Origin of the sequence: Aeromonas sp. QDB68 (assembly GCF_027707405.1) — a bacterium.
Lineage (GTDB): Bacteria > Pseudomonadota > Gammaproteobacteria > Enterobacterales > Aeromonadaceae > Aeromonas > Aeromonas caviae.
Genome location: NZ_JAPCIQ010000031.1, coordinates 17848 through 43397 on the forward strand (window position 1 = coordinate 17848; position 25550 = coordinate 43397).

21 protein-coding genes, 7 tRNA genes and 1 pseudogene are annotated in these 25550 nt (G+C 59.2%); 6 read left to right on the plus strand and 23 right to left on the minus strand.

The window, feature by feature from the left end; translation table 11 throughout:
• Positions 1-15: 15 nt before the first annotated feature.
• Complete coding sequence (gene malQ, locus PG892_RS11335) at positions 16-2205, minus strand: 4-alpha-glucanotransferase (RefSeq protein ID WP_223916828.1); 2190 nt, start codon at positions 2203-2205, stop codon at positions 16-18.
• 346 nt (positions 2206-2551) lie between these two features.
• Between malQ and gap the strand changes: the two genes are divergently transcribed.
• Positions 2552-3547 (plus strand): type I glyceraldehyde-3-phosphate dehydrogenase, encoded by a 996-nt coding sequence (gene gap / locus PG892_RS11340; RefSeq protein WP_010672882.1) that lies wholly within the window; start codon positions 2552-2554, stop codon positions 3545-3547.
• A 105-nt stretch (positions 3548-3652) separates the two neighbouring features.
• Positions 3653-4513 carry a D-hexose-6-phosphate mutarotase gene (locus PG892_RS11345; protein WP_223916826.1) on the plus strand — a complete coding sequence of 287 codons (861 nt, stop codon included), beginning with the start codon at positions 3653-3655 and terminating at the stop codon, positions 4511-4513.
• Positions 4514-4583: 70 nt separating this feature from the next.
• Here PG892_RS11345 and nadA read toward each other — a convergent pair whose 3' ends face one another.
• Entirely contained in the window at positions 4584-5657 is a 1074-nt protein-coding gene (nadA, locus tag PG892_RS11350) for a quinolinate synthase NadA (protein WP_052816503.1), read from the minus strand.
• A 142-nt stretch (positions 5658-5799) separates the two neighbouring features.
• Here nadA and PG892_RS11355 point away from each other — a divergent pair, with 142 nt between their 5' ends.
• A complete protein-coding gene (locus tag PG892_RS11355; protein WP_270825414.1) occupies positions 5800-7905 on the plus strand; it encodes a methyl-accepting chemotaxis protein in 2106 nt (701 codons plus the stop codon).
• A 47-nt stretch (positions 7906-7952) separates the two neighbouring features.
• Here the strand turns inward: PG892_RS11355 and PG892_RS11360 are convergent.
• The 21 genes from PG892_RS11360 to ruvA all read right to left on the minus strand — a co-directional run bounded on the left by PG892_RS11360 (position 7953) and on the right by ruvA (position 20401).
• A tRNA-Val gene (locus PG892_RS11360) sits at positions 7953-8028 on the minus strand.
• A 19-nt stretch (positions 8029-8047) separates the two neighbouring features.
• Positions 8048-8123: transfer RNA gene (locus tag PG892_RS11365), tRNA-Lys, on the minus strand.
• A gap of 22 nt (positions 8124-8145) precedes the next feature.
• A tRNA-Val gene (locus PG892_RS11370) sits at positions 8146-8221 on the minus strand.
• A gap of 19 nt (positions 8222-8240) precedes the next feature.
• Positions 8241-8316: transfer RNA gene (locus PG892_RS11375), tRNA-Lys, on the minus strand.
• 22 nt (positions 8317-8338) lie between these two features.
• Positions 8339-8414: transfer RNA gene (locus PG892_RS11380), tRNA-Val, on the minus strand.
• A gap of 11 nt (positions 8415-8425) precedes the next feature.
• Positions 8426-8501, minus strand: a tRNA-Val gene (locus PG892_RS11385).
• Positions 8502-8533: 32 nt separating this feature from the next.
• Positions 8534-8609: transfer RNA gene (locus tag PG892_RS11390), tRNA-Lys, on the minus strand.
• A gap of 174 nt (positions 8610-8783) precedes the next feature.
• Positions 8784-9593 carry a tol-pal system protein YbgF gene (ybgF, locus tag PG892_RS11395; protein ID WP_223916885.1) on the minus strand — a complete coding sequence of 270 codons (810 nt, stop codon included), beginning with the start codon at positions 9591-9593 and terminating at the stop codon, positions 8784-8786.
• A 157-nt stretch (positions 9594-9750) separates the two neighbouring features.
• Positions 9751-10275, minus strand: a complete 525-nt coding sequence (gene pal, locus PG892_RS11400; protein ID WP_010672877.1) for a peptidoglycan-associated lipoprotein Pal — start codon at positions 10273-10275, stop codon at positions 9751-9753.
• Positions 10276-10323: 48 nt separating this feature from the next.
• A complete protein-coding gene (tolB, locus tag PG892_RS11405) occupies positions 10324-11649 on the minus strand; it encodes a Tol-Pal system beta propeller repeat protein TolB (RefSeq protein ID WP_010672876.1) in 1326 nt (441 codons plus the stop codon).
• A 92-nt stretch (positions 11650-11741) separates the two neighbouring features.
• Entirely contained in the window at positions 11742-12872 is a 1131-nt protein-coding gene (gene tolA / locus PG892_RS11410; RefSeq protein WP_042014603.1) for a cell envelope integrity protein TolA, read from the minus strand.
• 5 nt (positions 12873-12877) lie between these two features.
• The gene (tolR, locus tag PG892_RS11415) at positions 12878-13324 is read right to left on the minus strand and encodes a protein TolR (RefSeq protein WP_223916883.1); all 447 of its coding nucleotides are present in this window, start codon (positions 13322-13324) and stop codon (positions 12878-12880) included.
• Positions 13324-14010: a protein TolQ gene (gene tolQ / locus PG892_RS11420; RefSeq protein WP_010672873.1), complete on the minus strand. Its 687-nt coding sequence runs from the start codon at positions 14008-14010 to the stop codon at positions 13324-13326. The genes tolR and tolQ overlap by 1 nt, the downstream gene beginning before the upstream one ends.
• On the minus strand, positions 14000-14407 hold the full coding sequence (gene ybgC / locus PG892_RS11425) for a tol-pal system-associated acyl-CoA thioesterase (protein ID WP_010672872.1): 408 nt from the start codon (positions 14405-14407) through the stop codon (positions 14000-14002). Before ybgC ends, tolQ begins: the two co-directional genes overlap by 11 nt.
• A gap of 286 nt (positions 14408-14693) precedes the next feature.
• Positions 14694-15005: a cyd operon YbgE family protein gene (locus PG892_RS11430; RefSeq protein ID WP_223916887.1), complete on the minus strand. Its 312-nt coding sequence runs from the start codon at positions 15003-15005 to the stop codon at positions 14694-14696.
• Positions 14992-15108 carry a cytochrome bd-I oxidase subunit CydX gene (gene cydX, locus PG892_RS11435; RefSeq protein ID WP_005331536.1) on the minus strand — a complete coding sequence of 39 codons (117 nt, stop codon included), beginning with the start codon at positions 15106-15108 and terminating at the stop codon, positions 14992-14994. The genes PG892_RS11430 and cydX overlap by 14 nt, the downstream gene beginning before the upstream one ends.
• Positions 15109-15122: 14 nt before the next feature.
• Complete coding sequence (gene cydB, locus PG892_RS11440; RefSeq protein ID WP_010672870.1) at positions 15123-16259, minus strand: cytochrome d ubiquinol oxidase subunit II; 1137 nt, start codon at positions 16257-16259, stop codon at positions 15123-15125.
• 12 nt (positions 16260-16271) lie between these two features.
• Positions 16272-17828: a cytochrome ubiquinol oxidase subunit I gene (locus tag PG892_RS11445; RefSeq protein ID WP_010672869.1), complete on the minus strand. Its 1557-nt coding sequence runs from the start codon at positions 17826-17828 to the stop codon at positions 16272-16274.
• A gap of 686 nt (positions 17829-18514) precedes the next feature.
• Positions 18515-18757 (minus strand): hypothetical protein, encoded by a 243-nt coding sequence (locus PG892_RS11450; protein WP_113979080.1) that lies wholly within the window; start codon positions 18755-18757, stop codon positions 18515-18517.
• Between the two features lie 10 nt (positions 18758-18767).
• Entirely contained in the window at positions 18768-19778 is a 1011-nt protein-coding gene (gene ruvB, locus PG892_RS11455; RefSeq protein WP_201956519.1) for a Holliday junction branch migration DNA helicase RuvB, read from the minus strand.
• A gap of 8 nt (positions 19779-19786) precedes the next feature.
• On the minus strand, positions 19787-20401 hold the full coding sequence (ruvA, locus tag PG892_RS11460; RefSeq protein ID WP_010672867.1) for a Holliday junction branch migration protein RuvA: 615 nt from the start codon (positions 20399-20401) through the stop codon (positions 19787-19789).
• A gap of 232 nt (positions 20402-20633) precedes the next feature.
• Here ruvA and PG892_RS11465 point away from each other — a divergent pair.
• From PG892_RS11465 to PG892_RS11475, 3 genes and pseudogenes are all read left to right on the plus strand, one after another.
• Positions 20634-22643: pseudogene (locus PG892_RS11465) on the plus strand (methyl-accepting chemotaxis protein).
• 137 nt (positions 22644-22780) lie between these two features.
• Positions 22781-24505 carry a proline--tRNA ligase gene (locus tag PG892_RS11470; RefSeq protein WP_128296422.1) on the plus strand — a complete coding sequence of 575 codons (1725 nt, stop codon included), beginning with the start codon at positions 22781-22783 and terminating at the stop codon, positions 24503-24505.
• A 196-nt stretch (positions 24506-24701) separates the two neighbouring features.
• A complete protein-coding gene (locus tag PG892_RS11475) occupies positions 24702-25331 on the plus strand; it encodes a 3'-5' exonuclease (protein WP_210557397.1) in 630 nt (209 codons plus the stop codon).
• The last annotated feature ends 219 nt before the right edge of the window (positions 25332-25550 follow it).

Consider the following 25550-nt stretch of genomic DNA (forward strand, 5'->3'; position numbering starts at 1 on the left):
GTTGGCGATTAAGGCTCAACGGCTGGCCTCGTCACGGGCCCGGCTCATCTTGCCCGCCAGATTCTTGAGCGCCTCATCGGCGAAAATATCCTCCAGATCCCGGGAGAGCTTGCGACGCCAGTTGGGGTATTCGTAACTGGTGCCCGGCACGTTGACCGGCTTGTCCATCTCCAGCCAGTCTTCCAGCTGGGTGCTGAACAGGGCACAGCTGCCGCGGGACATGTGCAGTTGCAGACCGTGGTTGAGCTCGGTGTTCATGCCGACCCAGTTCACGTCGTGGCTGATATTGCCAGAGATGACCCCATGGGCATGCAGGCTGTCAAGGATCCGCTGCTTGGCCTGGTGGCGATCAGCATACAGGGTCTTGAGCACCTCTTCATCCGGATACAGGCCCAGTTCGCGTCCCAACGCCAGATCGTCGCAATGCCAGAAGCCCTTGAGGGTCGGCATGTCGTGAGTGGTCAGGGCCGACATCGCCTGCTCGGCGTAGTGGGCCGGGGAGATGAAGCCGCCATCGTCCTTGGAGCGCTCGAAGAAGAACACCTTGTAGGAGTGGACGCCGTTCTCCTTCAGGGTCACGTCGATCCCCTCCGGCACTGTGCCGAGATCCTCGCCGATCAGCAGGCACTGGTTGCGGTGGGATTCGAGGGCCAGGATCCCCAGCAGGTCGTTGACCGGGTAATAGATGTAGGCACCCTTGGCGGCGGACTCTCCGGGCGGCACCCACCACAGGCGCAGCAAGGCCATCACGTGGTCGATACGCAGGGCACCGCAGGAGCGCATGTTGGCGCGGAACAGATCCACCATGGGCTGGTAGGCCGCCTCGAACAGCTGGTTCGGGTTCATGGGGGGCAGGCCCCAGTTCTGGCCGAGGGGGCCGAGAATGTCGGGCGGCGCACCGACCGAGGCTTTCGGGCAGTAGAGATCCCGGTTCGCCCAGATCTCGGTGGAGCCTTCGGAGACACCCACCGCCAGATCCCGGTAGATCCCCATCACCATGCCGGCGGCCTTGGCGCGGGCATCGGCCTGGGCCAGCTGCTCGTCGGCCAGGAACTGCAGGTAGAGGTAGAAGGCCACGTCCTGGTTGTGCTCGGCCATCCAGGCGGCAACGGCCGGGTTGTGGTAGTCACGGAACTGCTCAGGCCAGACCGGCCAGCCCCAGGCGTTGTCGCCCTTGGCATAGAAGTGGGCCTGCAGGGCATCGAACGCCGCCTGCTGTTGCAGGCTGTCGCCACCGGCGGCCACGAAGGCATCGAACGCAGCCTGGCGCTCGGCGCTGAAGCTGGCCTGGTCGAACACCTGGCGCAGCATGCCGATCTTGGTCTGGATGACGCCGGTGTAGTCCACGTTGTCCTTGACCCGCAGGGAGGTGAGGTGCTGCTGGAAGGCCGGGCTCGCCACCTCCGCCTTCAGGCGATCGTTGCTCAGGAATTCGGGCACCGCCTCCACATCGATATAGGCGACGTTGAGCCAGCGACGGGAAGAGGGGCTGTAGGGGCTGGCGCTCTCCGGGTTGGCCGGATAGAGAGCATGAATGGGGTTGAGGCCGACGAAGTGGGCGCCCCAGGCGGCGGCTTTCTCCACCAGCTGACCGAGATCGCTGAAGTCGCCGATGCCCCAGTTGTGGCGGCTGCGCAGGCAGTAGAGCTGCACGCTCGGGCCCCACACCTTGCGACCATTGGCGATGGGCGCCTGCTTGTAGCAGGACTTGGGGGCGACGATGAGACGCATGGTGGCCAGCGGCTCGTCATTGCCCTCTTCGAGCAGGATGAGCTGGTGATAACCCAGCGCCGGCTGGACATCCAGGGTGACGCGATAGGCCTGGCACTCCATCTCCTCGAACTCGGCCACCCCGACCAGCTCACCCTCGATGGGAGTGAATTGACCGGACAGCACGGCACCCTGCTCCTGCTGGAGCTGCCAGGTGAGGGCGTCGTTGACGAATTCGATGGGCAGACGGACTTCGAGGCTGATGGGCTCGCCGCTGCGGACCACCATCACGGGATCCAGTGGCCGCAGCCAGTGCTGGCGATGCTCCTGCTCCAGCTGCTCGGTCAGGGCGGCCTCGTCGTCGACGCGGTAACCCATGGCGCCCAGCATGGCGGCCTTGCTCTCTTCGGATACCAGGGCCGGCTGGCCCCAGGCATCAACATACTCACTGGCAATGCCTTTGGCGGCAGCCAGCTGTTCAATCAGGGTGGTCATAGTTTGAGAATTCCCGCTGTGGATTCTGTCTACGCTATTTTGTGATTAATTTTTATGGTTGGTATTTGAACAGTGGCTCTTTGGCCATGCTAAACCGCGCACATTTTTACATATCTCCCCGGCTGGATGTGTGACCGGGCAGGCACTATTGTTGTTCTCTGCCACCGACTTTGCTGATGATGCATTCAACAAAAGTTGGTAGCCAGTTACATAAACCGAAAATAAATTTCACAGTTTTTCATGATATAGCGCAATTTCGCGCAGATTGTTGGTTGACTCGCGAGGGAGTTCTAGTAAATTTACAAACGGAATTTTCTTTGACTACTGAACAGTTAGGTAACCAATTATGACTATCAAAGTAGGTATTAACGGTTTTGGCCGTATCGGTCGTTTCGTTTTCCGTCTGGCCGCTGAGCGTGCTGACATCGAAGTGGTTGGTATCAACGACCTGATCGACGTTGACTACATGGCTTACATGCTGAAGTACGACTCCACTCACGGTCGCTTCAAGGGCACTGTTGAAGTCAAAGACGGCAACCTGATCGTCAACGGCAAAACCGTACGTGTTACCGCTGAACGTGACCCGGCCAACCTGAAATGGGGCGAAATCGGTGTTGACGTTGTTGCCGAAGCAACCGGTCTGTTCCTGACCGACGAAACCGCTCGCAAGCACATCGCTGCCGGTGCCAAGAAAGTCGTACTGACCGGTCCGTCCAAAGACGCTACCCCGATGTTCGTCATGGGCGTCAACCAGGATTCCTACGCTGGCCAGGACATCGTTTCCAACGCTTCCTGCACCACCAACTGCCTGGCCCCCATCGCCAAGGTTCTGAACGATACCTTCGGTATCGAATCCGGCCTGATGACCACCGTTCACGCTACCACTGCTACCCAGAAGACCGTTGATGGTCCGTCTGCCAAAGACTGGCGCGGTGGCCGCGGTGCGGCTCAGAACATCATCCCGTCCTCTACCGGTGCTGCCAAGGCTGTTGGCGTGGTCATCCCGGAACTGAACGGCAAGCTGACCGGCATGGCCTTCCGCGTGCCGACTCCGGACGTGTCCGTTGTTGACCTGACCGTCAACCTGAAGAAAGAAGCGTCCTACGCTGAAATCTGCCAGGCCATGAAGGCTGCCTCCGAAGGCGCCATGAAGGGCGTGCTGGGCTACACCGAAGACGAAGTGGTTTCCACCGACTTCCTGGGTGAGCGTCAGACTTCCGTGTTCGATGCCAAGGCTGGTATCCAGCTGAACAAGACCTTCGTGAAAGTCGTCTCCTGGTACGACAACGAAATGGGCTACTCCAGCAAGGTTCTGGACCTGATCGCTCACATCTCCAAGTAATTTGGGATGCGCAATCGCGTAGCTTGAAAAAAGGCGGCCAATGGCCGCCTTTTTGTATTCTGAATCACGGACCCTTTCTGAATGTCCCCGAGCACTGGAGCCTTTATGACACCGACACGTACGCTGACTGCCCACTGCACCCTGAGCCAGGATGGCCTGCCCCTGCTGACCATAGACAATGAGCACGCCAGGGCCGAGATAAGCCTGTTTGGCGCCCATGTGCTGCGTTACCAACGCCATGGTGAGCCGGCCTCTCTCTGGCTCAGCGACAAGGCGATACTGGATGGCAGCAAGCCCATTCGCGGCGGCATTCCCCTCTGCTGGCCCTGGTTCGGCCCCTCCCCCGCTCGCGTTGGCAGCGGCAAGCCGGCTCATGGCTTCGCACGCAACTGCCTGTGGACGCTGGATGGGGTCTCCGATCACGGGGATGGCACACTCGTCCACCTCTCCCTGCGTGACAACGATGCCAGCAGGACACTCTGGCCCCATGCCTTCGAGCTGGAGCTGGACGTACTGGTCGGCAAGGAGCTTTCCCTGGTGCTGACCACCCGCAACACCGGCAAGTCAGCGCTCACCTACAATGCCGCCCTGCACACCTACCTGCAGATCAGTGCGCCGGAAGCGGTGACCGTGACCGGCCTCGGCGAACCCTATCTGGACAAGCTGACCGGCCGAAACGAACTGCAACAGGGAGCGCTGACCGTCACCGCAGCCATGGATCGCATCTACCGCCAGCCCGATGCCATGGTCAGCGTGCAGGATGGTGAGCGCACCACCCGGGTGGTCAACGGCAACCACGACAGCGTGGTGGTCTGGACCCCCTGGCAGGAAGGGGCCAGCGCCATGGCCGACATAAGTGACAACGGTTATCGCACCATGCTCTGTGTCGAGGCGGCCATCACCGCCGAGGACGGGATCACCGTCCCGCCCGACGAGGAGCACAGCTTCTCCACCGTCATCATCTGACGATACAGATGACGGATAAATAAAGAGGGCTCCCGCGGGAGCCCTCTTTGCATCTTGCCATCAGCGTCAGTCAGGCGTTGCCCTGGGTCTTGAGCTTGAGCTCGGCGGCGAAATCCAGCATGCGGTCGAGCGGGACAAGCGCTTTGAGACGCAGTGCCTCATCCACATGGATCTCGTGACGCTCGGCGCCGTCGGTCAGGGCCTCCTTGATGGCCACCAGGCCGTTCATCGCCATCCAGGGGCAGTGGGCGCAGCTGCGGCAGGTGGCACCATCACCACCGGTGGGCGCCTCCACCATCTCTTTCTCCGGGCATGCCTGCTGCATCTTGTAGAAGATGCCGCGATCGGTCGCCACGATCAGTTTCTGCTGGGGCAGCTCTTTGGCGGCCTTGATGAGCTGGCTGGTAGAACCCACCGCATCCGCCAGTTCGATGACGGAGGCCGGAGACTCCGGGTGCACCAGCACGGCGGCATCCGGGTTCTGGGCCTTGAGCTCGCGCAGCGCCTTGGCCTTGAACTCGTCGTGCACGATGCAGTGCCCCTGCCAGCGCAGCATCTCGGCCCCCGTCTTCTTCTCGATGTAGGCGCCGAGGTGGCGGTCCGGGCCCCAGATGATCTTGTGACCCTGACTGTCCAGATGTTCGACGATCTCCAGCGCAATGCTGGAGGTGACCACCCAGTCGGCCCGTGCTTTCACCGCTGCCGAGGTATTGGCATAGACCACCACGATGTGATCGGGGTGGGCATCGCAGAAGGCGGAGAACTGGTCGATGGGACAACCCAGATCAAGAGAGCACTCGGCCTCCAGCGTCGGCATCAGCACCCGCTTGTGGGGGCTCAGAATCTTGGAGGTCTCTCCCATGAAGCGCACACCGGCCACGATCAGGGTCTGGGCCGCATGGTCGCGACCGAAGCGGGCCATCTCCAGGGAGTCACCCACGAAGCCACCGGTGGCTTCTGCCAGGGCCTGGATCTCGGGATCCGTGTAGTAATGGGCAACCAGCACGGCCTGGCGCGCCTCGAGCAGCACCTTGATCTCGGCGATCAGGGTCGCCTTCTGCTCGGGAGTCAGGGGCTGTGGTTTGGCCGGGAAGGGGTAGTCCATCTCGACTACCGGCGGAATACTGCTCAGTGCATTGCTCATTGCGACTGTTCCATCAACGCTCGGGAAGGCCAAAATTATAACCAGAAGCCGTGCACAAACCCATCAACAAATCCAGTACAGTACAACTGTCAGGATCCGCTCCGACCATATCGTTGTCATTCTTGCCAAAAGGAGTTGTCGAATGAAACAACGTTCGCTCAAGACCAAGTTGTTGTTGCTCACGCTGGGACTTTTTCTCGCCAGTGGCGTCGCCATGACATGGATACAGTCCTCCTCGCTGAACGGCCTGCGCGATGACATCATGGCGCAGACCCGTGGCGCCCTGGAGCAGGAGGTTTCCCGTTCCCTGCAATTCCAGGCAGAGCGGTATGCAGTGCAGATCGAAGACCAGTTGCAGCAGGCCTATCAGATACCGCTCGGCATGGCGGCGCAGCTTGAAGGAAGCATGGCCCAGCCGGACCAGCGGCTGAGTCGCCCACAAGTGGAGCTGCTGCTTGGCAGCCGCCTGCGCCAGGCAAACGGGATCAGTTCCATCTACGCCCAGTTCGAACCCAACGGTTACGACGGACAGGACGCCGACTGGCAGACGGGCGCCAGCCATTCGGTTGCCGGCAAGGGCAGTCTCGAGGTCTACTTCACCCGGGAACAGAACGGAAACATCGCGCAGCAGACCATAGATGCCGCCACCAGTGACGCCAAGTTCGACACCTCGCGCAATGAATTCGGCATTCGCAACAGCGAGTGGTATCTCTGCGGTCGCGAGACTCGTCGCCCCTGCCTGATGGAACCCTACCTCTACGAGATAAGCACTGGCCAGAAGATGCTGATGACCAGCCTGACGGTGCCCGTCCTCAAAGATGGCAAGTTTGCCGGGATCACCGGGGTCGACATGAACCTGCCCATCTTCCAGCAACTGGCCGAGCACCTAGGCAAGAGCCTCTATGACAGCCAGGCCGAGGTCACCCTGGTCAGCAAGACGGGCTTCATCGTCGGCAGCAACCGCCATTCGGACAAATTGGGGCGCCCCCTGACAGAGGCCGGACTGGTTGCCCCGAATGGACACCCCGCCGATACCGACAGCGATTTCATCCTGCAGCAGCCCATACGGATCGAGGCCGCCGACAACCAGTGGTGGCTGATGATCAAGGTGCCCAAGGCCCTCGCCCTCAGCCAGGCCAACACCATCAGCCAGCAGCTCGGCAGCCTGTTGCAGGCTACCCAGCAGCAGCAGCTGGTTGCCATCGTTGTCATCACCCTGGTGGCCCTGGGCCTGCTTGTCTGGTTCATCCAGACCATCACGGCGCCCCTCTCCCTCATCAGCCGCCACGTCTCCCACCTCGCCAGCAATGAAGGCGACCTGACCCAGCAGATGCGTATCGACACCCACCAGGAGCTCATCGAGCTGGGCAGGCATCTCAATGCCTTCCTCGGCAAGCTGAGGGCCATGGTGCAGGGCAGCAAGCAGATAGGGCAACAGGTGCATCAGCAGGCCAGGGGCATGAAACAGACGGCCGATGCCATGCGCAGCAGCCTGGATGATCAGAGCCTGGAGCTGGAGAGCGTGGTCAGCGCCATGCACGAGATGAGCACCACGGCAGTCAGTGTGGCGGGCTATGCGGAACAGGCGGCGCAGGAGTCTGAAGCGGCGACCCACCATGTCAGCACGGCCCAGCAGACCTTGAGCAGGGCCCGCAACGAGATCCATACCCTGGTCGAGGACATGCATCAGGCCGACAAGGCGGTCGCCCAGGTCGCCCAGCGCAGCACCAATATCAGCCATATTCTCGATGTGATCCGGGCCATTGCCGAACAGACCAACCTGCTGGCCCTCAACGCAGCCATCGAGGCGGCGCGGGCCGGCGACATGGGCAGGGGTTTTGCCGTCGTGGCGGACGAGGTGAGGGCGCTGGCCAACAAGACCCGCTCATCCACCGACGAGATAGGGCAGCTCATCGGCAGCCTGCAAACCGAGGTCACCAGCAGCCAGCAGTTGATGAGCACGGGGATCGCCCGCTCGGTGAGCACGGTTGAAGGCACGGAGCAGGCCTTCGAGGCACTCAATCAGGTGGTCACCCAGATCCAGCAGATCCATGATCACATCAGCCAGGTGGCGACCGCCGCCGAGCAGCAGAGTGCCGTGAGCGACACCATCAACCAGAACCTGATGCGCATCGGCGACGCCGCCACCACCCTGGGACAAGAGGCCAATGCCAGCCAGCGCCTGAGCGAGGCACTGGAACAGGCGGCCACCACCCTGGCAAGCGAGCTGGATCGACTGCGAACCTGATGAGAGACGGAAACGAAAAAGCCCGCATCGCTGCGGGCTTTTCAATATGGTGGTCGTTACTGGGCTCGAACCAGTGACCCCCTCCTTGTAAGGGAGATGCTCTCCCAGCTGAGCTAAACGACCTGGGATATGACTGAAATGATGGTGGGTCGTGCTGGATTCGAACCAGCGACCAATTGATTAAAAGTCAACTGCTCTACCGACTGAGCTAACGACCCATCGAAATCATTTTTTAAAGCATGGTGGTCGTTACTGGGCTCGAACCAGTGACCCCCTCCTTGTAAGGGAGGTGCTCTCCCAGCTGAGCTAAACGACCTGGGACAAGACTGAAATGATGGTGGGTCGTGCTGGATTCGAACCAGCGACCAATTGATTAAAAGTCAACTGCTCTACCGACTGAGCTAACGACCCATCGAAATCATTTTTTAAAGCATGGTGGTCGTTACTGGGCTCGAACCAGTGACCCCCTCCTTGTAAGGGAGGTGCTCTCCCAGCTGAGCTAAACGACCTGGGATTAACATGGTGGTCGTTACTGGGCTCGAACCAGTGACCCCCTCCTTGTAAGGGAGGTGCTCTCCCAGCTGAGCTAAACGACCTGGGAATATTGTCTTCACCTGCTGTGAAGAAATGGTGGGTCGTGCTGGATTCGAACCAGCGACCAATTGATTAAAAGTCAACTGCTCTACCGACTGAGCTAACGACCCTCACCACGACCAGTGCCGACTGCATTACTGCTCCGGCTCTGACGGCGGCCTATATTACGGATTTATCATCCTGGCGCAATAGAAAAATCTTAAATTAAATCTGATTGTTCACTGCGCATACAAAGCAGAGAGTTCTTTACAAGAGTGTTACGAAAACAGTGACATGCAGCAATGTCACAGCTTGGCCAGACTCTGTTTGGCCAGCTGGGCCGGCGAGGTGTTGGGGTAACCCTTGATCACCTGCTCATAGAAGGCCTTGGCCTCTGCTTTTTTGCCGTCAAGCTGGGCGAGCATGCCGAGTTTCAGCAGGGCATCGGCCCGCTTGGGTGACTTGCTGTATTTGTTCGCCACCGTGGAGAACTGGCTCGCGGCCCCCACCCTGTCGCCCTTGTTGAACATCAGCTGGCCAAGCCAGTAGTGGGCATTGGGAACATAGCTGGAGTTCGGGAACTGCTTGATGAACCCTTCGAAGGCAGGAATGGCCTTGTCGTAGTTCTTCTCCTTGAGCACCATGTTCACGGCCGCGTCGTAGGCCTGGTTCTCATCCTGGTTGGTGGAGTAGTTGGCAGCCGCGGCAGGAGGCGTTACAGCACCTGCAGCAGGTGTTGCGGGCGCGGCGGCAGGCTGGCTGTTGGCCACCTTGTCGAGCTCCTGGTAGAGCTGGCGCTGGCGCTCCTGGGACTGCTCCATCTGGTAGGTCTGCTGTTCCAGCTGACCACGCAGCTCGGAGACCTCCCCTTGCAGGGAGTCGACCTGTTGCTGCAGTTCGGCCTGCAGACGCAGACGGGCATTGAGGGTACGCTCCAGCAGAGCAACCCGGTCTTCCAGGCTGCCGGTCGGTACGATGGCACCATTGTTGCCGCTCAGCACCACGCCGCTGCTGCCAGAATCCCCGCTCAGATCGCTCACGGGTGCCGCCGCTTGCGCATTCAAAGCAACCAACACGGCCAGCGCAACGCCAGCTTGCTTGTACACAGATTTCATTCGGATCAAACCTTAGCGTTTAGTGCAAATAAAACGGCCAGCGCATAGTCGCTCGCTGATACAGATTTCATTCGGATCAAACCTTGACGTTTAGTGCAAATAAAACGGCCATCGAAATGGCCGCTTGCATATAAACGAACTTCGTTCGACTCAAACCTTAGTAAACCAGGACCGCACGGCGGTTCTTGGCAAAGGCTTCCTCGGTGTGGGACAGATCCAGCGGCTTCTCTTCGCCATAGCTGACGATGGAGAGCTGCTCGGCCTGCACACCCAGGGTTTGCAGATACTTGGCAACAGCCTTGGCACGACGCTCACCCAGCGCGATGTTGTATTCCGGCGTACCGCGCTCGTCGGCGTGGCCTTCGATCAATACCTTGACGCTCGGACGTTCACGCAGGTAGCTGGCGTGGGCATCCAGCAGGTCGGCGTACTGACCCTGAATGTCGTAACCATCGTACGGGAAGTAGATCACGTTGTCGCGTTGCAGCGCTTCGAACTTCTGACGCATCTGCTCTTCCGGGGACAACATGCCGTTGGCGCCGCCGGTTTGTACACCGCCCATGCCGTCGGTCATGCCGGACTCGGCGCCAGCGGCGTCGGAGTCGGAAGAGGAGCTACAGGCAGCCAGGGTGAACAGTGGCAGTGCGATGGCCAGACCCTTGAGCAGTTTATTGAGTTGCATGCTATTTCCTTAAACCTTTATAACAAAACAAAAAACAATCGATTTTTATCAATTCAAGAAGGGCGACCAAGCTGGTGCACGAATTTCACCGCTACTGGTCGGAAGCACTGCCTTGAAGCGACCGTCGGTCGACACCAATGCAAGACTCTTACGACCCTGATAGATGGTGGCATAAATGATCATGCTGCCATTGGGAGCCACACTTGGCGATTCATCCAGAGCACTCTGGGTCAGTACCAGCATGGCTCCATTTTCCATATCCTGGCGAGCGATGCGATATTGTCCCTGAACCCGGGTCACCATCACCATGGACTTGCCGTCCGGTGTGATGGATGCCCCCTGGTTGGAATCCCCTTCCCAGGTCATCCGGCGAGTCATGCCAGTCGCCAAATTTACGCTATAAATCTGGGGTTTGCCACCACGTTCAGAGGTGAACAGCAAAGTTTGACCGTCCGGCATCCAGGAGGGTTCGGTGTCGATGGTGCGGTTATTTGTGACTCGAGTGAGTTGCTTGCTAGCAACATCAACGACATAGATGTCAGGCTGCCCATCTTTGGACAGAACAATAGCCAAACGACGACCATCCGGAGACCACTCCGGCGCACCGTTGATGCCACGGAAGCTGGTGATCAGACTGCGCTGCTGGGTGTAGATGTCCTGCACATAGATCTCGGACTTCTGGTTCTCAAAGCTCACGTAAGCCAGCTTGCTGCCATCCGGCGACCAGGCCGGGGACATCAGGGGTTCACGGGAGCGCAGTAGAGTCTTCTCGTTGTAGCCGTCGTAGTCGGAGATCCGCAGCTGATACGGGAACTGGGTGCCCTGCTGCACGGAGACATAGGCCAGACGAGTCAGGAAGGCACCACGCTCACCGGTCAGACGCTCGTAGACGATGTCGGAGATGCGGTGGGCAAACTGGCGCATCTGGGCACCCGGGATGGTCGCCATGCGGCTGTCCAGGATGTAACCGTTCGCCTCACCGCCCTGGGTCTTGGCCAGCTGGCCTTTCAGGACGTCGACCAGCTCGAAGTTGATCTTGTAGGTGCCATCACCCACGGCGGCGATGGAGCCGACCACCACGGCTTCGACCCCCTGGGAAGCCCAGGGCGCGAAGTTGATCTCGCCGCTGGTGCTCGGCGTCTGCGGCATCTGGCCACGGGCCAGCGGCTTGAACTTGCCGCTGCGCATCAGGTCGTTGGAGACCACTTCCGCGATATCCTGCGGCAACTGGCCATTGCCCTCCCACTTGAAGGGGGCGATGGCGATGGGGCGCGCACTGTCGATACCGCCGGTGATGACGATGTCCAAGGCCGCCTGAGCGCTCTGGCCTAGCAGAAGGCAGCCAACCAAAGCAAAAAACACTTTTCTTATCATGGCTTAAATACTCTGTTCCAAAAAAATGAGAGGTGAAATCCCTTTATCAGCAGATGCTGCCAACCACGGTCATTGACCCCGTTCTATCACGCTTAGATGCTCGGTTCTAACTTGAGGTTAAACTCCTTCAACATCTCGAATGCCGCCGGATCCTTCGGCACCGGCAACTGGTTGGCCTTCAGAACCGCCGCCTTGCCGGAGCGGCAGACCGCCGGATCACCCTGACCGTTGTCCACCGAGATGACGAAGCCGCTACTGGCCAACTTGACACCGATAGTACATGTTTTGCCCCGCATGGTGGGATCCAAAATCATGTAGCGCTCGACCGTGGCCTTGATGAGGGCGGCATACTTGTCGACCTCGCCCTTGGCGGCTGCCGATGCTGCCTGACTGCGCGCATTGGCCTCGGCGGCCAGCTGCTGCTCCATCATGGCTTCCATCTCTTTTTGCAACTTGGCCTCTTCGGCCGCCTTGCGCTTGCGCTCCGCCTCAATCTTGGCCTTTCTGTCAGCCTCGGCCTTCGCCTTCTTCTCCGCGTCAGCTTTTGCCTTCTTGTCAGCCTCTTCCTTCGCCTTCTTCTCGGCCTCCGCCTTGGCTTTCTTCTCGGCTTCCGCCTTCGCCTTTTTCTCGGCTTCGGCCTTGGCCTTCTTCTCGGCTTCCGCTTTCTTGGCCTTGGCCTCTTCCGCCTTGGCCTTCTCTTCAGCCTGCTTCTTCTCCAGCTCTTCTTTTTTCTTCTTGAGCGCCAGCGCCTTGGCCTCTTCCGCTGCCTTGCGTTCGGCTTCGGCCTTCTTGGTCTTCTGCTCTTCCAGCTTGCGGGCTTCCTCAGCTTTCTGGGCCTTCTCTTCCGCCTGCTTCTGTTCAGCCTCTTTCTTCTGCTTGTCGGCTTCGGCCTTGCGGGTCGCCTCTTCGGCCTGCTTGCGCTTGGTCTCGGCGATACGCAGACGCTCCTGCTCCTGTGCCAGCTCGCGTTTGACGCGCTCAGCGTCTTCCTTGTCCTTCTGCTGCTGTGCAGCCTTGGGCTGGGCCTGCTTCTGCTGCTGGACCTGCTGCATCTGCTGCTCCAGCATTTCGCTGTCCATCATGACCGCATTGACGATCTGTCCCTTGGACTCGGGGCGCTTGGGTTTACTGAAGTCGACACCGACCAGCAGGATGATGCCGATGATCAGATGCAGCAGCAGCGACGCGACGAGATAACCGGAAATACCACGCTTCACATCCATCTCCGTCAGTTCACCGGATCCGTCATCAGACCAACCTGAGGCACACCGGCTTTCTTGAGGGCCACCATCAGCAGGATCACCTCCTCGTAGCGCACGGACTTGTCACCGGCGACCACCACGGGTGCGTTCTGGTTGATGGCCAGATAGCCCATGGCCTTCTCGGTGATGTACTGCTGCATCGCCTCTGGTGTGCCGCTCGGTACGGGTACGTCATCCGCCTCGCCGGCCTTGATGACGTACTCACCCTCGGTATTGACGCTGACAATGAAAGGCGGCTTGGAGTCTTCCGGCAACTGCTCGGACTCCGCCTGGGGCAGGTCGACCTTGACCCCCTGCGTGATCACGGGCGTGACCGCCATGAAGATGATGAGCAGCACCAGCATGACGTCGATATAGGGCACCACGTTGATCTCGGCGACCTTTTTGCGTTTGAGCCGCTGATAGGTTTGCATTACTTCTCACCCTGCTGTGCGATTTGGCGGTTCAGAATGGTGGTGAACTCGTCCATGAAGTTGGCGTAGGCGTTTTCCAGCCGTTCGACCTTGTTGGTGAAGCGGTTGTAGAAGATAACGGCCGGGATGGCGGCAAACAGACCCATGGCGGTGGCGATCAGCGCCTCCGCGATACCCGGTGCCACCATCTGCAGGGTCGCCTGCTGAACCTGGCCCAGAGCGATAAAGGCGTTCATGATCCCCCAGACGGTACCGAACAGACCGATATAGGGGCTGATGGAACCGATGGTCGCCAAGACCGGCAGGTTGGACTCGAGATCGTCCACTGCACGGGACAGGGAAACGCGCATGGCGCGATAGGTACCGTCCATCACCGCATCCTGACCGCGGGCACCGGCCTTGAGCAGGCGAGCATACTCCTTGAAGCCGGAGTAGAAGATGTCTTCCATGCCTTCGATGTCGTCACGACGGGAGGAGGACTCCTGGTAGAGACGATTGAGGTCGACCCCGGACCAGAATCTGTCTTCAAACTGCTCCGAGGCGAGGTTGGCCGCCTTGATGGCCTTGGAGCGCTGGATGATCAGCGCCCAGGAGACGACCGACATGCCCATCAGGGTCATCATGACCAGTTTCACCAACAGACTGGCTTGCCAGAACAGGCCAATAAACGAAATTTCAGCGTGCACTTAACAGCACTCCCTTGATTTTTTCAGGTATTGCAACAGGTTTCATTTGCGGATGACTGACACAGGCGATCTGTACCATGGCCTGAGTGATCAGCCGTCCATCAGCCGCCAGGATCTGCTGTGAAAAACGCATGGAAGCGCGTTTCACTTCAGTTACTTGCGTCATTACGGTCAGCAGTTCATTGAAGCGGGCCGCCGCGCGGAAGTCGATTTCGGTGCGACTCACCACAAACGCGATCCCCGCCTGCAGCAGGACATCCTGTTCGATGCCGCCTGCGCGCAGGAATTCGGTGCGGGCCCGTTCCATAAACTTGAGATAATTGGCGTTGTAGACGATGCCTCCGGCATCCGTGTCTTCGTAGTAGACACGCACCGGAAACTCAGAGACTTCCCCCATAAAAATCTGTGATCCATTCGACAGTCAGATGGGGGGCTATCATAGCGCAGGGCTGAATAGGAAAGAAGCAGGGGGAGACAGGGAAATCCCCTCTCTCCCTGTTTTTTATGGTGTGCTGCGGCGCCGACAGGCCGAAGACCACAGGGCTGTCAGCATCACAAGAAAAGCGGACAAGAGAAGTGGCTGCGAGCGGCGTGACAAGCGAGGTTCTGTCGCTCTGACCGGGCGGCGGCACGCCCCTCAAAAAAGAAGAAGGAGGTGGGCTGATGCCGACCTCCTTCATCATTTATGGCAGGTAGTAGCTGCTGGTCAGCCAGAGCCCGCAGAGCAGGCTGGGCAGGGCGAGCCAGGGGAAGAACAGCATGCGACCCACCAGGCTGCGCGGGTGAAACCCCAGTCCATGCATGACACCGCAACAGACCGCCCACATCAGCCAGGGCGCAAGCCAGAGGCCGTGCTCACTGGTATTGGCCGCGACCAGGTTGGGCGCCTGCAAGATGGCGACAGCCAGCAGGGCCGCCGCCAGCAGCATCAGACCTTGCCATGGCTGGCGCTCCAGAGGAGCGGCCAGCCGGGCGAGCCTGTCACTTGTCTTCATCAATCTGACGATCCAGGTTCTCGGTGTGCTCCAGCCAGAGCGCATTGATAATCCCAAACGCACAGGCCAGCAGCAGCCCCAGGATCCAGGTGAAATACCACATATCAGGGCACCTTCTTAGTAGAGCGATTGTTGGTTGTCTTCGATGTGCTTGTTACTCACCCGGCCGAACATCTTGATGTAGGTCCAGATGGTGTAAGCCAGCACGGTCGGCACGAAGACGACTGCGACTACCGTCATCACCTTGAGGGTGTTGAAGGAGGCGGTGGAATCCCACATGGTCAGGCTCTGGGACGGCTCGAGGCTCGAGGGCATCACGAACGGGAACATGGAGAAGCCCGCGGTCAGGATGATGCCGGCGATGGCCAGGGAGGAGAACAGGAACGCCACCCACCCCTTGTCCAGCTTGGCCGCCACGGCGGTCAGCAGACACATCACCAGACCCAGCACGGGTGCGGCAATCATCCAGGGATAGAGGTTGTAGTTCTGCATCCAGGCACCGGCCTGCACCACCACTTCCTTGTGAAGGGGGTTGGTGACGGCGTCGGTGGCGACGGAGCCCACAATCACATAACCATCCATGCCGCTCACCCAGACACCGGCCAGGGCGAACAGCACCAGGGTCAGCAGGGAGAAGATCATGGCGGCGGTGCGAGAGCGCGCCAGCACTTCACCTTCGGTCTTCATCATCAGCCAGGTTGCACCCTGGGTGATGATCATGAAGAGGCTCACCAGACCGGCCAGCAGGCCGAACGGATTGAGCAGACCGAAGAAGTTGCCGTGATAGGTCATCATCAGGAACTGGTTGAAGCTGAACGGTACACCTTGCAGCAGGTTGCCGAACGCCACCCCGAAGATGACAGGGGGAATGGCGCTACCGGCAAACAGAGCCCAGTCCCAGTTGGAGCGCCACTTGGCATCTTCCTGCAAGGAGCGGTACTTGAAGCCGACCGGACGGAAGAACAGCGCCATCAGGGTCAGGATCATGGCGATGTAGAAGCCGGAGAAGGCCGCCGCATAGACCATGGGCCAAGCGGCAAACAGGGCACCACCGGCGGTCACCAGCCAGACCTGGTTGCCTTCCCAATGCGGCCCCATGGTGTTGAGCATCACACGACGCTCCACATCCTTCTTGCCGACGAAGGGGAGCAGGGCGCCCACCCCCATATCGAAACCGTCGGTGATGGCAAACCCGATCAGCAGCACGCCGACCAGCACCCACCAGACCAGACGCAACAGTTCGTAATCAAACATGGGTCACTCTCCTTATGCCTTGCTCTGTTCGAAGTGGTACTTGCCCGTCTTCAGGCTGCTTGGGCCCAGGCGCGCATACTTGAACATCAGGTACATCTCGATGATCAGCAGTACTGTGTAGAACAGGAAGATCCCGATCAGAGAGAACCAGATCTCGGACGCAGGAATGTTGGATGCAGAGACATAAGTCGGCAGCATCTCGGCGATGGTCCAGGGTTGACGACCATATTCAGCGACAAACCAGCCCGCCTCGATGGCGATCCAGGGCAGCGGAATGCCGTACAGCAGCGCCTTGAGCAGCCACTTGCGCTCGCCGATCTTGTGGCGGGTGCTGTCATAGAAGGCCAGACCGATCAGCACCAGCATCAGGATGCCGCAGGCAACCATGATGCGGAAGGCGAAGAACAGCGGCAGTACCTGCGGAATGGAGTCATCCACGGCAGCCTTGATCTGCTCGTCGGTGGCGTCGGTCACGTTGGGGGTGTAACGCTTGAGCAGCAGACCGTAGCCCAGATCCTGCTTCACTTCGTCGAAGCGGGCGCGGGTATCGTCGGACTTGTCACCTGATTGCAGCTTGGTCAGCAGGTCGTAGGCGGTCATGCCGTTGCGCACGCGCAGCTCATGCTCGCTCTTGAGATCCTTGAGACCAGTCACCTGACCGTCGAGGGAACGGGTGGCGATGATGCCGAGGGCATAGGGGATCTTGATAGCGTAGTCGGTGCGCATCTCCTCCTGGTTCGGGATCCCGAACAGGGTAAAGGATGCCGGAGCCGGCTCCGTGTTCCACTCGGCCTCGATGGCCGCCAGTTTCACCTTCTGCACTTCCCCGGTCTCGTAGCCGGACTCGTCACCCAGCACCAGCACGGAGAGGATGGAGGCCATGCCGAACGCGGCTGCGATGGCGAAGGAGCGACGAGCGAACGCCACATCACGATTCTTCAGCAGGTAATAGGAGGAGATCCCGAGCACGAACATGGCGCCCGTGGTATAGCCTGCCGCCACGGTGTGGACGAACTTGACCTGTGCAACCGGGTTGAACACCAGGTCGGCGAAGCTCACCATCTCCATGCGCATGGATTCGAAGTTGAACTCGGCACCCACCGGGTTCTGCATCCAGCCGTTGGCGACCAGGATCCACAGTGCGGAGAGGTTGGTCCCGAGCGCCATCAGCCAGGTAGCCGCCAGGTGCTGGCGCTTGCTGAGACGATCCCAACCGAAGAAGAACATACCGACGAAGGTGGACTCCAGGAAGAAGGCCATCAAGCCTTCGATGGCCAGCGGGGCCCCGAAGATGTCGCCGACATAGTGGGAGTAGTAAGCCCAGTTGGTACCGAACTGAAACTCCATGGTGAGCCCGGTGGTAACCCCAAGGGCAAAGTTGATACCGAACAACTTGCCCCAGAACTTGGTCATGTCCCGGTACACTGTGTTGTTGGTCATCACATAGACAGACTCCATGATCGCCAGGATGAAGGCCATCCCCAGCGTCAAGGGTACAAACAGGAAGTGATAAAGGGCCGTCGCAGCAAATTGGAACCGCGATAGGTCTACCACATGCTCAGCAATCATGATGTTTCCTCACCGATTATTGGCACGGCTATTTTAAGTTTTAAGGACAAAGCTTCCATTGGAAGTCCCCGAACGGTCGGTCACCCCTCGCGGACTGACCGGATTCGACTGCCACCACATTAACAACAAGGCAATATACAGGAACAAAAAAAGCTAATGTTTAACATCTAATAAACAATAACCAGGGTTCTATTCCCGCCTATAATGATCGCTGTTTTATATCACCTTTATTTGATTGAAATCAATGTAAAACCACCCTCAATACATGTTTTTTCAAGGTAACTTATAGGGCTTTTCCCATTAATTATGGGAGCTTCATCACAAAAAACGACAAGTCGTAAATAATTGATTTAAATCAATTTTATGACTCACCAAAATAGTTTCAATTCTGTTAAACAAATACACAACCCCGGGAATAAAGCCTTCGCATCTCGATTATTTCAACAAATGGCCAGGCTCATCCAAAAATCAATTTAAACCCAGTAAAAACACATGTTTATGCGGATTGACACCCCCACCAAAACCATTAGTTTATCTAATCAAAAGCCCATAGATTTTCTTGTTTGCCCCACCCGGAAAGAGCTCCTACAATGCGCCTCGCAGTGAGGGCATACCTCTGAATACAGGCCGGTCATTCCGGGTTCCCGGTACGTATTCGATGAACATTTCGAACCTGTTTGTTGGGATTAATGATGAAAAAGTTTGTTGCCAAGACCATCCGTTACTACAAGCTTTCTTTCGTTCAACTCTATCAAATGAACCGACTCTGAAGCCTCGCGACGGCTCCTCTGTTTTTTCCCGACCGGTCTGCAGACGCTCTCACTGTCTGTGAACATCCATCCTGAATTGTCTTTGCCCACCGCCTGTGCCGTGGGCTTTTTTTTGCCCGCAAAACAAAAAGCCGCCTCAAGGGCGGCTTTTTGGTTCATATCGCAACGTCTACTGATCTGTCGGTCGTTCCAGGCCAAAGTGCGCGTAGGCTCTCTGAGTTGCGATCCGCCCTCTGGGTGTACGTTGCAGATAGCCTTGCTGGATCAGATAAGGTTCCAGCACGTCTTCTATGGTGTCCTTCTCCTCACCGATGGCGGCGGCCAGGTTGTCGAGCCCGACTGGCCCCCCCATAAACTTGTCGATGACGGCCAACAATAGCTTGCGATCCATGAAGTCGAAGCCTTCATTGTCCACGTCCAGCATGTCCATGGCACGGGCCGAAATGGGTCCGTCAATTCGCCCGTCAGACTTCACCTGGGCAAAATCCCGTACCCGCCTTAACAAACGGTTAGCAATCCGCGGTGTCCCCCGGGAGCGACGGGCTACCTCGAGAGCGCCGTCTTCCGTCATGTCGAGCCCGAGGCAGCGGGCGCTGCGAGAGACGATGTCGGTCAGGTCCTTGACGTTGTAAAACTCGAGGCGCTGCACGATGCCAAACCGGTCCCGCAGGGGGCTTGTGAGGGAGCCGGCCCGGGTGGTGGCACCGATCAGGGTGAAGGGAGGGAGATCGAGCTTGATGGAGCGGGCGGCGGGCCCCTCCCCTATCATGATGTCGAGCTGGTAGTCCTCCATGGCCGGGTAGAGCACCTCCTCCACCACCGGGCTGAGACGGTGGATCTCGTCGATGAAGAGCACATCGTTCGGTTCCAGGTTGGTGAGGAGTGCCGCCAGATCGCCGGCCTTCTCCAGCACGGGGCCCGAGGTGGTCTTGATGTTGACCCCCATCTCGTTGGCGACGATGTTGGCCAGCGTGGTCTTGCCAAGGCCGGGAGGCCCGAAGATCAGCAGATGATCGAGGGCCTCCCCGCGCTGGCGGGCGGCCTCGATGAAGATCTCCATCTGATCGCAGACGTGATCCTGTCCGGTGTAATCGGCCAGCTTTCTGGGCCGGATGGCCCGATCGATGATCTCGTCCTCACGGGCGGCACCGGCCGAGATGAGGCGATCCGCTTCAATCATTGTCTACCTCACACCAGGCTGCGCAGGGATTCACGAATGATCTCCTCTACCGACATGCCGTCGGCGGCCACCTTGCTGACGATCTGGCTGGCCTGCTGCGGCTTGTAGCCGAGGGCCACCAGTGCACTGGCCGCCTCCTCGCTCGCATCCGGGGCGCGCAGCGGGCTCTCTTTCGCGGGCAGGGTGATTTCGGCCGGGGAGAAGAGATCGTGGCTGACCCAGCCCTTGAGGCGGTCTTTCATCTCCACCACCAGGCGCTCGGCGGTCTTCTTGCCCACGCCGGGCAACTTGACCAGGGAGCTTATCTCCTCGCGCTCGACGCTCATCACAAACTGGGTGGCCGTCATGCCGGAGAGAATGGCCAGGGCCAGCTTGGGGCCGACCCCGTTGGTCTTGATCAGCTCGCGAAACAGCGCCCGCTCCTGCTTGTGGTTGAAGCCGTAGAGTAGCTGGGCATCTTCACGCACCACGAAGTGGGTGTGAATGACGGCCTCCTTCCCGAGTTCGGGCAGATCATAGAAGCAGCTCATGGGCATATGAACCTCATATCCCACCCCTCCGACTTCCAGCAACACCTCGGGGGGTTGCTTCTCGATGATGACGCCTCTCAAGCGACCGATCATGTTCTTTTCCTCGCCACGCAGACTCTCGCAAATTAGGTCATAGCATAAAGAATAACTGGATAAGTATCCAGCATAGGTCCATGCAGATCATGGGATGACCAGCTCTTCATACCCGGCCATTTCCCTCGTTCAGAACACAGTCTGTCACTTTATTTTCCATCGGGGATGGCACATCTTCGTCATTGATTGAACACTGAAATGGTCTTGTTCGGCACCAGGTAAGGCTTGAATCATGAAAATCGTCACCACATCCAACCTCGGACTCACCATTCTGCTCGGCGGCACCCTGGGCATGGGGGCGATCGGCTGGTATGGCAGCCAGCGGCTGGCTGATCTGCTCTCCTACGTCCTGGGTGCCGCCTGGCAGACGGCAGATGGTGCCATGGAGGGCTCCATCGAACTCGGCAACCAGTCGATCTATATCCAGAAGATGCTCTCGGGGATCCCCCTCGACGCACCGGAGCTGCAACGGGCAAAAGAGGCGGCCAGCGACGCTTTGCGCCGGGTGGAGCAAGGCGGGCTCATCGATACGGCAGCCATCACCACGCTGAAGCAGCATGAGCAGACCTATCAGTAAGAGCAGGCACAGCTGCTGACTCTCTATCGCACCTTCACGAGCGCCGATGAGGCGCTGCGTGCCAGTTCTGAACGCATGTCACGCCTCTCGACCAGGCTGGAGGTGATCGGTGACGAGGCCGTCGAGAGCCTCACCCGCTCACCGGATCAGGCCATCAGCTGGAACGGCGGCCTCGCGACCCGCTGGCAGGCGGCCGATGGCGGCATGGAGGCCAACATCGGATTCCTGCGCCAGCTCTATGCGCTGGAGAAGATGCAGAGCGAAGGCCTCACTCCTGCCATCCAGGCCGAGCTGGCACAAGCCACCCGCTTCTATCAGGACGCGGTTGACGGCATGCTGGCAACCGGCCAGTTCGATGTGCCCGGCGACGGGGAGTTTGCAGGCCAAATGCTCTCCACCCAGTATCGTGCCCTGCAAGCCGACAATGCCCGCCTGATCCGTGAATGGACCACAGCCCTGAGCGCTTATCAGAACCAGCTGGCCCGTTACGAACACAGTGCCGACCAGCTCAGGCTGGCTCTGGTCGAGGTCGAGGCCCAGGGGGACGCCACCGTCGAGGATCAGGTTCACCAGCTCAACGCCATCATCGACTACACCAGGGGACTCATCCTGGGGGGCTTGCTGCTCAGCCTGCTGATCGTCACCTGCTGCGGCTTCTGGCTGGTACGCACCATTGTTCGTCCGCTACTCCAGGTCGACAAGCGCATGCAGGACATCGCCGCCGGGGAGGGAGATCTCAATGCCCGCATCAACCTCTCACGCGACGACGAGATTGGCTCCCTGGCCGGCAGCGTGGATCGCTTCATCGAGAAGCTGCAGAAGATGATCAGCGCCACCATGGACAACAACCAGCACATCAACCAGCACGTGCACACCTCGGTCAACCGGGTCCAGGCCATCAGCCAGAACAGCCGCCAGACCGCAGCGCATGCCCAGGCGCTGCACCACGACAGCGATCAGATGGTGCAGGTGGCCACCACCATCTCGGACAACTGCAACCTGGCGGCACACAACGCCAATGAGGTGCGCCAGCTCACCACGCAAAGCAGCCAGTATGTCTCCTCCGCCACCGCCGGCATGCAGCGGGTGGTCATGGAGGTGGGTGAATGTGCCACCGCCATCAACGCCCTCAAGGAGCAGGCAGGGCAGATTGGCCAGATCATCTCCACCATCAGCAATATCTCGGAGCAGACCAACCTGCTGGCACTCAATGCCGCCATCGAAGCCGCCCGGGCGGGCGAGATGGGGCGCGGTTTTGCCATGGTGGCCGACGAGGTGCGCACCCTGGCCAATCGCACCGCCACCTCCAGTGCCGAGATAACGGACGTGATCAACAGCATCCAGCAGCAGACAGAGCAGGCCTATCTGATGATGCAACGCAACCTGAAAACCGTGGAATCGGGTATGGCGGACTCCGACAACACCAAGCAGATCCTGTTCAAGGTAGAAGAGGCCATCGATCAGCTCGCCGACATGGTGCAACAGGTGGCAGAGGCGACCAGCCAGCTCTCCCACACCTTGGGGCACACCACGGGCAAGGTTTCGGATATCAGCCTGCAGGCCCAGACGGGCGAACAGGAAGCCCAGGAGTGCCTGCAACTGGCCTCCTCCCTCCATCAGGCCAGCCAGCAGCAACAGCAGTTGCTGTCGCAATTTCGGGTCTAGTGCGGGAGGGGCAAGGCCCCCGCCCTCCCCCCAGAGCCGCTGAATTTAGCCCTTGGGCCGGGGGGCTTCGCCTGTTAAAATTCCGCACTTGAAATTTTCCAGGGCCAAGCGGCCCGAACTAGCGAAGGTCTACCGCGATGCGTACCAGCCAATATCTGCTTTCCACTCTCAAGGAAACCCCCTCCGACGCTGAAGTTGTCAGCCACCAGCTGATGCTGCGCGCCGGGATGATCCGCAAACTCGCTTCCGGCATGTACGCCTGGCTGCCGACCGGCCTGCGGGTCCTGAAGAAGATTGAAAACATCGTCCGCGAAGAGATGAACAATGCGGGTGCCGTCGAAGTGTCCATGCCGGTGGTACAGCCCGCCGAGCTGTGGCAGGAGTCCGGCCGCTGGGATGACTACGGCCCCGAGCTGTGCCGCCTGACCGACCGTCACAACCGCCCCTTCGTGCTGGGGCCGACCCACGAAGAGGTGATCACCGCGCTGGTCCGTTACGAAGTGAACAGCTACAAGCAACTGCCGCTGAATCTGTACCAGATCCAGACCAAGTTCCGCGATGAAGTGCGCCCCCGTTTCGGCGTGATGCGTGGCCGCGAATTCCTGATGAAGGATGCCTACTCCTTCCACATCGACAAGGCCTCCCTGGTCGATACCTATGAGAAGATGCACGCGGCCTACTGCACCGCCTTCACTCGCATGGGTCTGAACTTCCGCCCGGTGCAGGCCGATACCGGCTCCATCGGGGGCACCGGCTCCCACGAATTCCAGGTGCTGGCCGAGAGCGGTGAAGACTTGATCGCCTTCTCCGATACATCCGATTACGCCGCCAACATCGAGATGGCCGAAGCCCTGGCACCGGCTGGCGAGCGCGCTGCCGCAACCAAAGCCCTGACCAAGGTGGCCACCCCGGCCGTCCACACCATCGATGAAGTAGCCGCTTTCCTGAACGTGGCGCCGACCGCTATCGCCAAGACTCTGCTGGTACTGGCCGAGGAAGACGAGCACGGCAAACAGGCCGTCATCGCCCTGGTATTGCGTGGCGACCACGAGCTGAACGAAATCAAGGCTGAGAAGCTTTCTGGCGTGGCTAACCCGCTGACCTTCGCCAATGACGAGCAGATCAAAGCGGCCGCCGGTTGCGATGCAGGCTCCATCGGCCCGGTCGGCTTTGCCGGTCGCATCATCGTCGATCGCAGCGCCGCCCATCTGAGCGATTTTGTTTGCGGCGCCAACGAGACCGGTTTCCACCTGACCGGTGCCAACTGGGATCGCGACATCACCTCTTTTGAGGTTGCCGACCTGCGCAACGTGGTAGAAGGCGACCCGAGCCCGTGCGGCCAGGGCAAGCTGCTGCTCAAGCGCGGTATCGAAGTGGGCCACATCTTCCAGCTGGGTACCAAGTACTCCGAAGCGATGAAGGCGAGCGTGCTGAACGAAGGCGGCAAGTCCGTCACCATGGAGATGGGTTGCTACGGTATCGGGGTTTCCCGTCTGGTGGCTGCCGCCATCGAGCAGAACAACGACCAGTACGGCATCATCTGGCCGGACGCCATCGCCCCGTTCGAAGTGGCCATCGTGCCGATGAACATGCACAAGTCCGAGCGCGTGGCCGAGCAGGCACAGCAGTTCTACGCAGAGCTCAAAGCCGCCGGTGTGGACGTGCTGTTTGACGACCGCAAGGAGCGCCCGGGGGTGATGTTCGCCGACATGGAGCTGATCGGTGTGCCCCACGCCATCGTCATCGGTGACCGTGGTCTCGACAACGGCGTGGTGGAGTACAAGTGCCGCCGCTCCGGCGAGAAGCAGGAAGTGGCGATCAAAGAGATCGTTGCCCTGCTCAAGGCCAAGCTGGGTCGCTGATAACGCGACATACCGCCTTTCGCTTTTCATAGGAAAGCCCCGAGTGCCACGGCACTCGGGGCTTTTTATATGGCTCTCAGCCATGATGCACAAAAATGCGTCTCCAGCGTGAACCAATGAGATAACTGCATTGCCCTGTACACGGCACGGCTGATTTCCTAGACTGGCGCTCTTTACCCAGCTTGCCCGATAAGTTATGTCCATCGCCTCAGCCAATACCGTTGTCGTGCTCGACTTCGAGACCACAGGGCTTTCACCCGGACAAGGGGATAGAGCCATCGAGATCGGTGCCGTCAGAATCAAGGATGGTTATATCAGTGAGCGTTTCTCGGCATTGATGAATCCGGGCTTCAACGTGAGCAGCTTCATCGAGCAATATACCGGGATCAGCAATGCCATGCTGAAACAGGCTCCCCCCTGTAACGAGGTGATAGCGGATTTCGTCGACTTTATCGGTGATGACAATCTGGTCGCCCACAACGCCTCCTTCGACAAGCGCTTTCTGGATGCGGAAATAGAGCGATTGCCGGCGCAATACCGCGGCCAGTTCGCCTGTTCCCTGCTGCTATCAAGGCGCCTGTTTCCCGATGCCCCGGATCACAAGCTGGGTACCCTGGTGCAATACCGGAGCCTGCCCAATGACGGGGTGTTTCACCGTGCCCTGGCGGATGCCGAGGTGACGGCCCACCTCTGGCTTGCCTTGTTGGAAGAGTTGGCGTGTCGGCATGGCATCATCGACCCGGATTTTGAATGGCTGCTGACCCTTGGCAAGAAGCCAAAACAGGTGATTCCATCCTTCCTGCGGGAATATGCGACTCGGAAATAATATGTGCCGACATGCATCATCAATCATTCATGCCATGTCGGCACTGAATTTACCCGCCTTCACATCCATGATGGCCCGGCGTAAAGAGAGGCAGGCAAGCAGATAATTTAGCACTGCACATCAATGAAAAAGCGCGCCAAATGGCGCAATGCTGTTCACTTAAGCGGAGCCGCATTGCGATTTACCGGAAAACGGGTCTTTGATATCTTCACCGCCCTG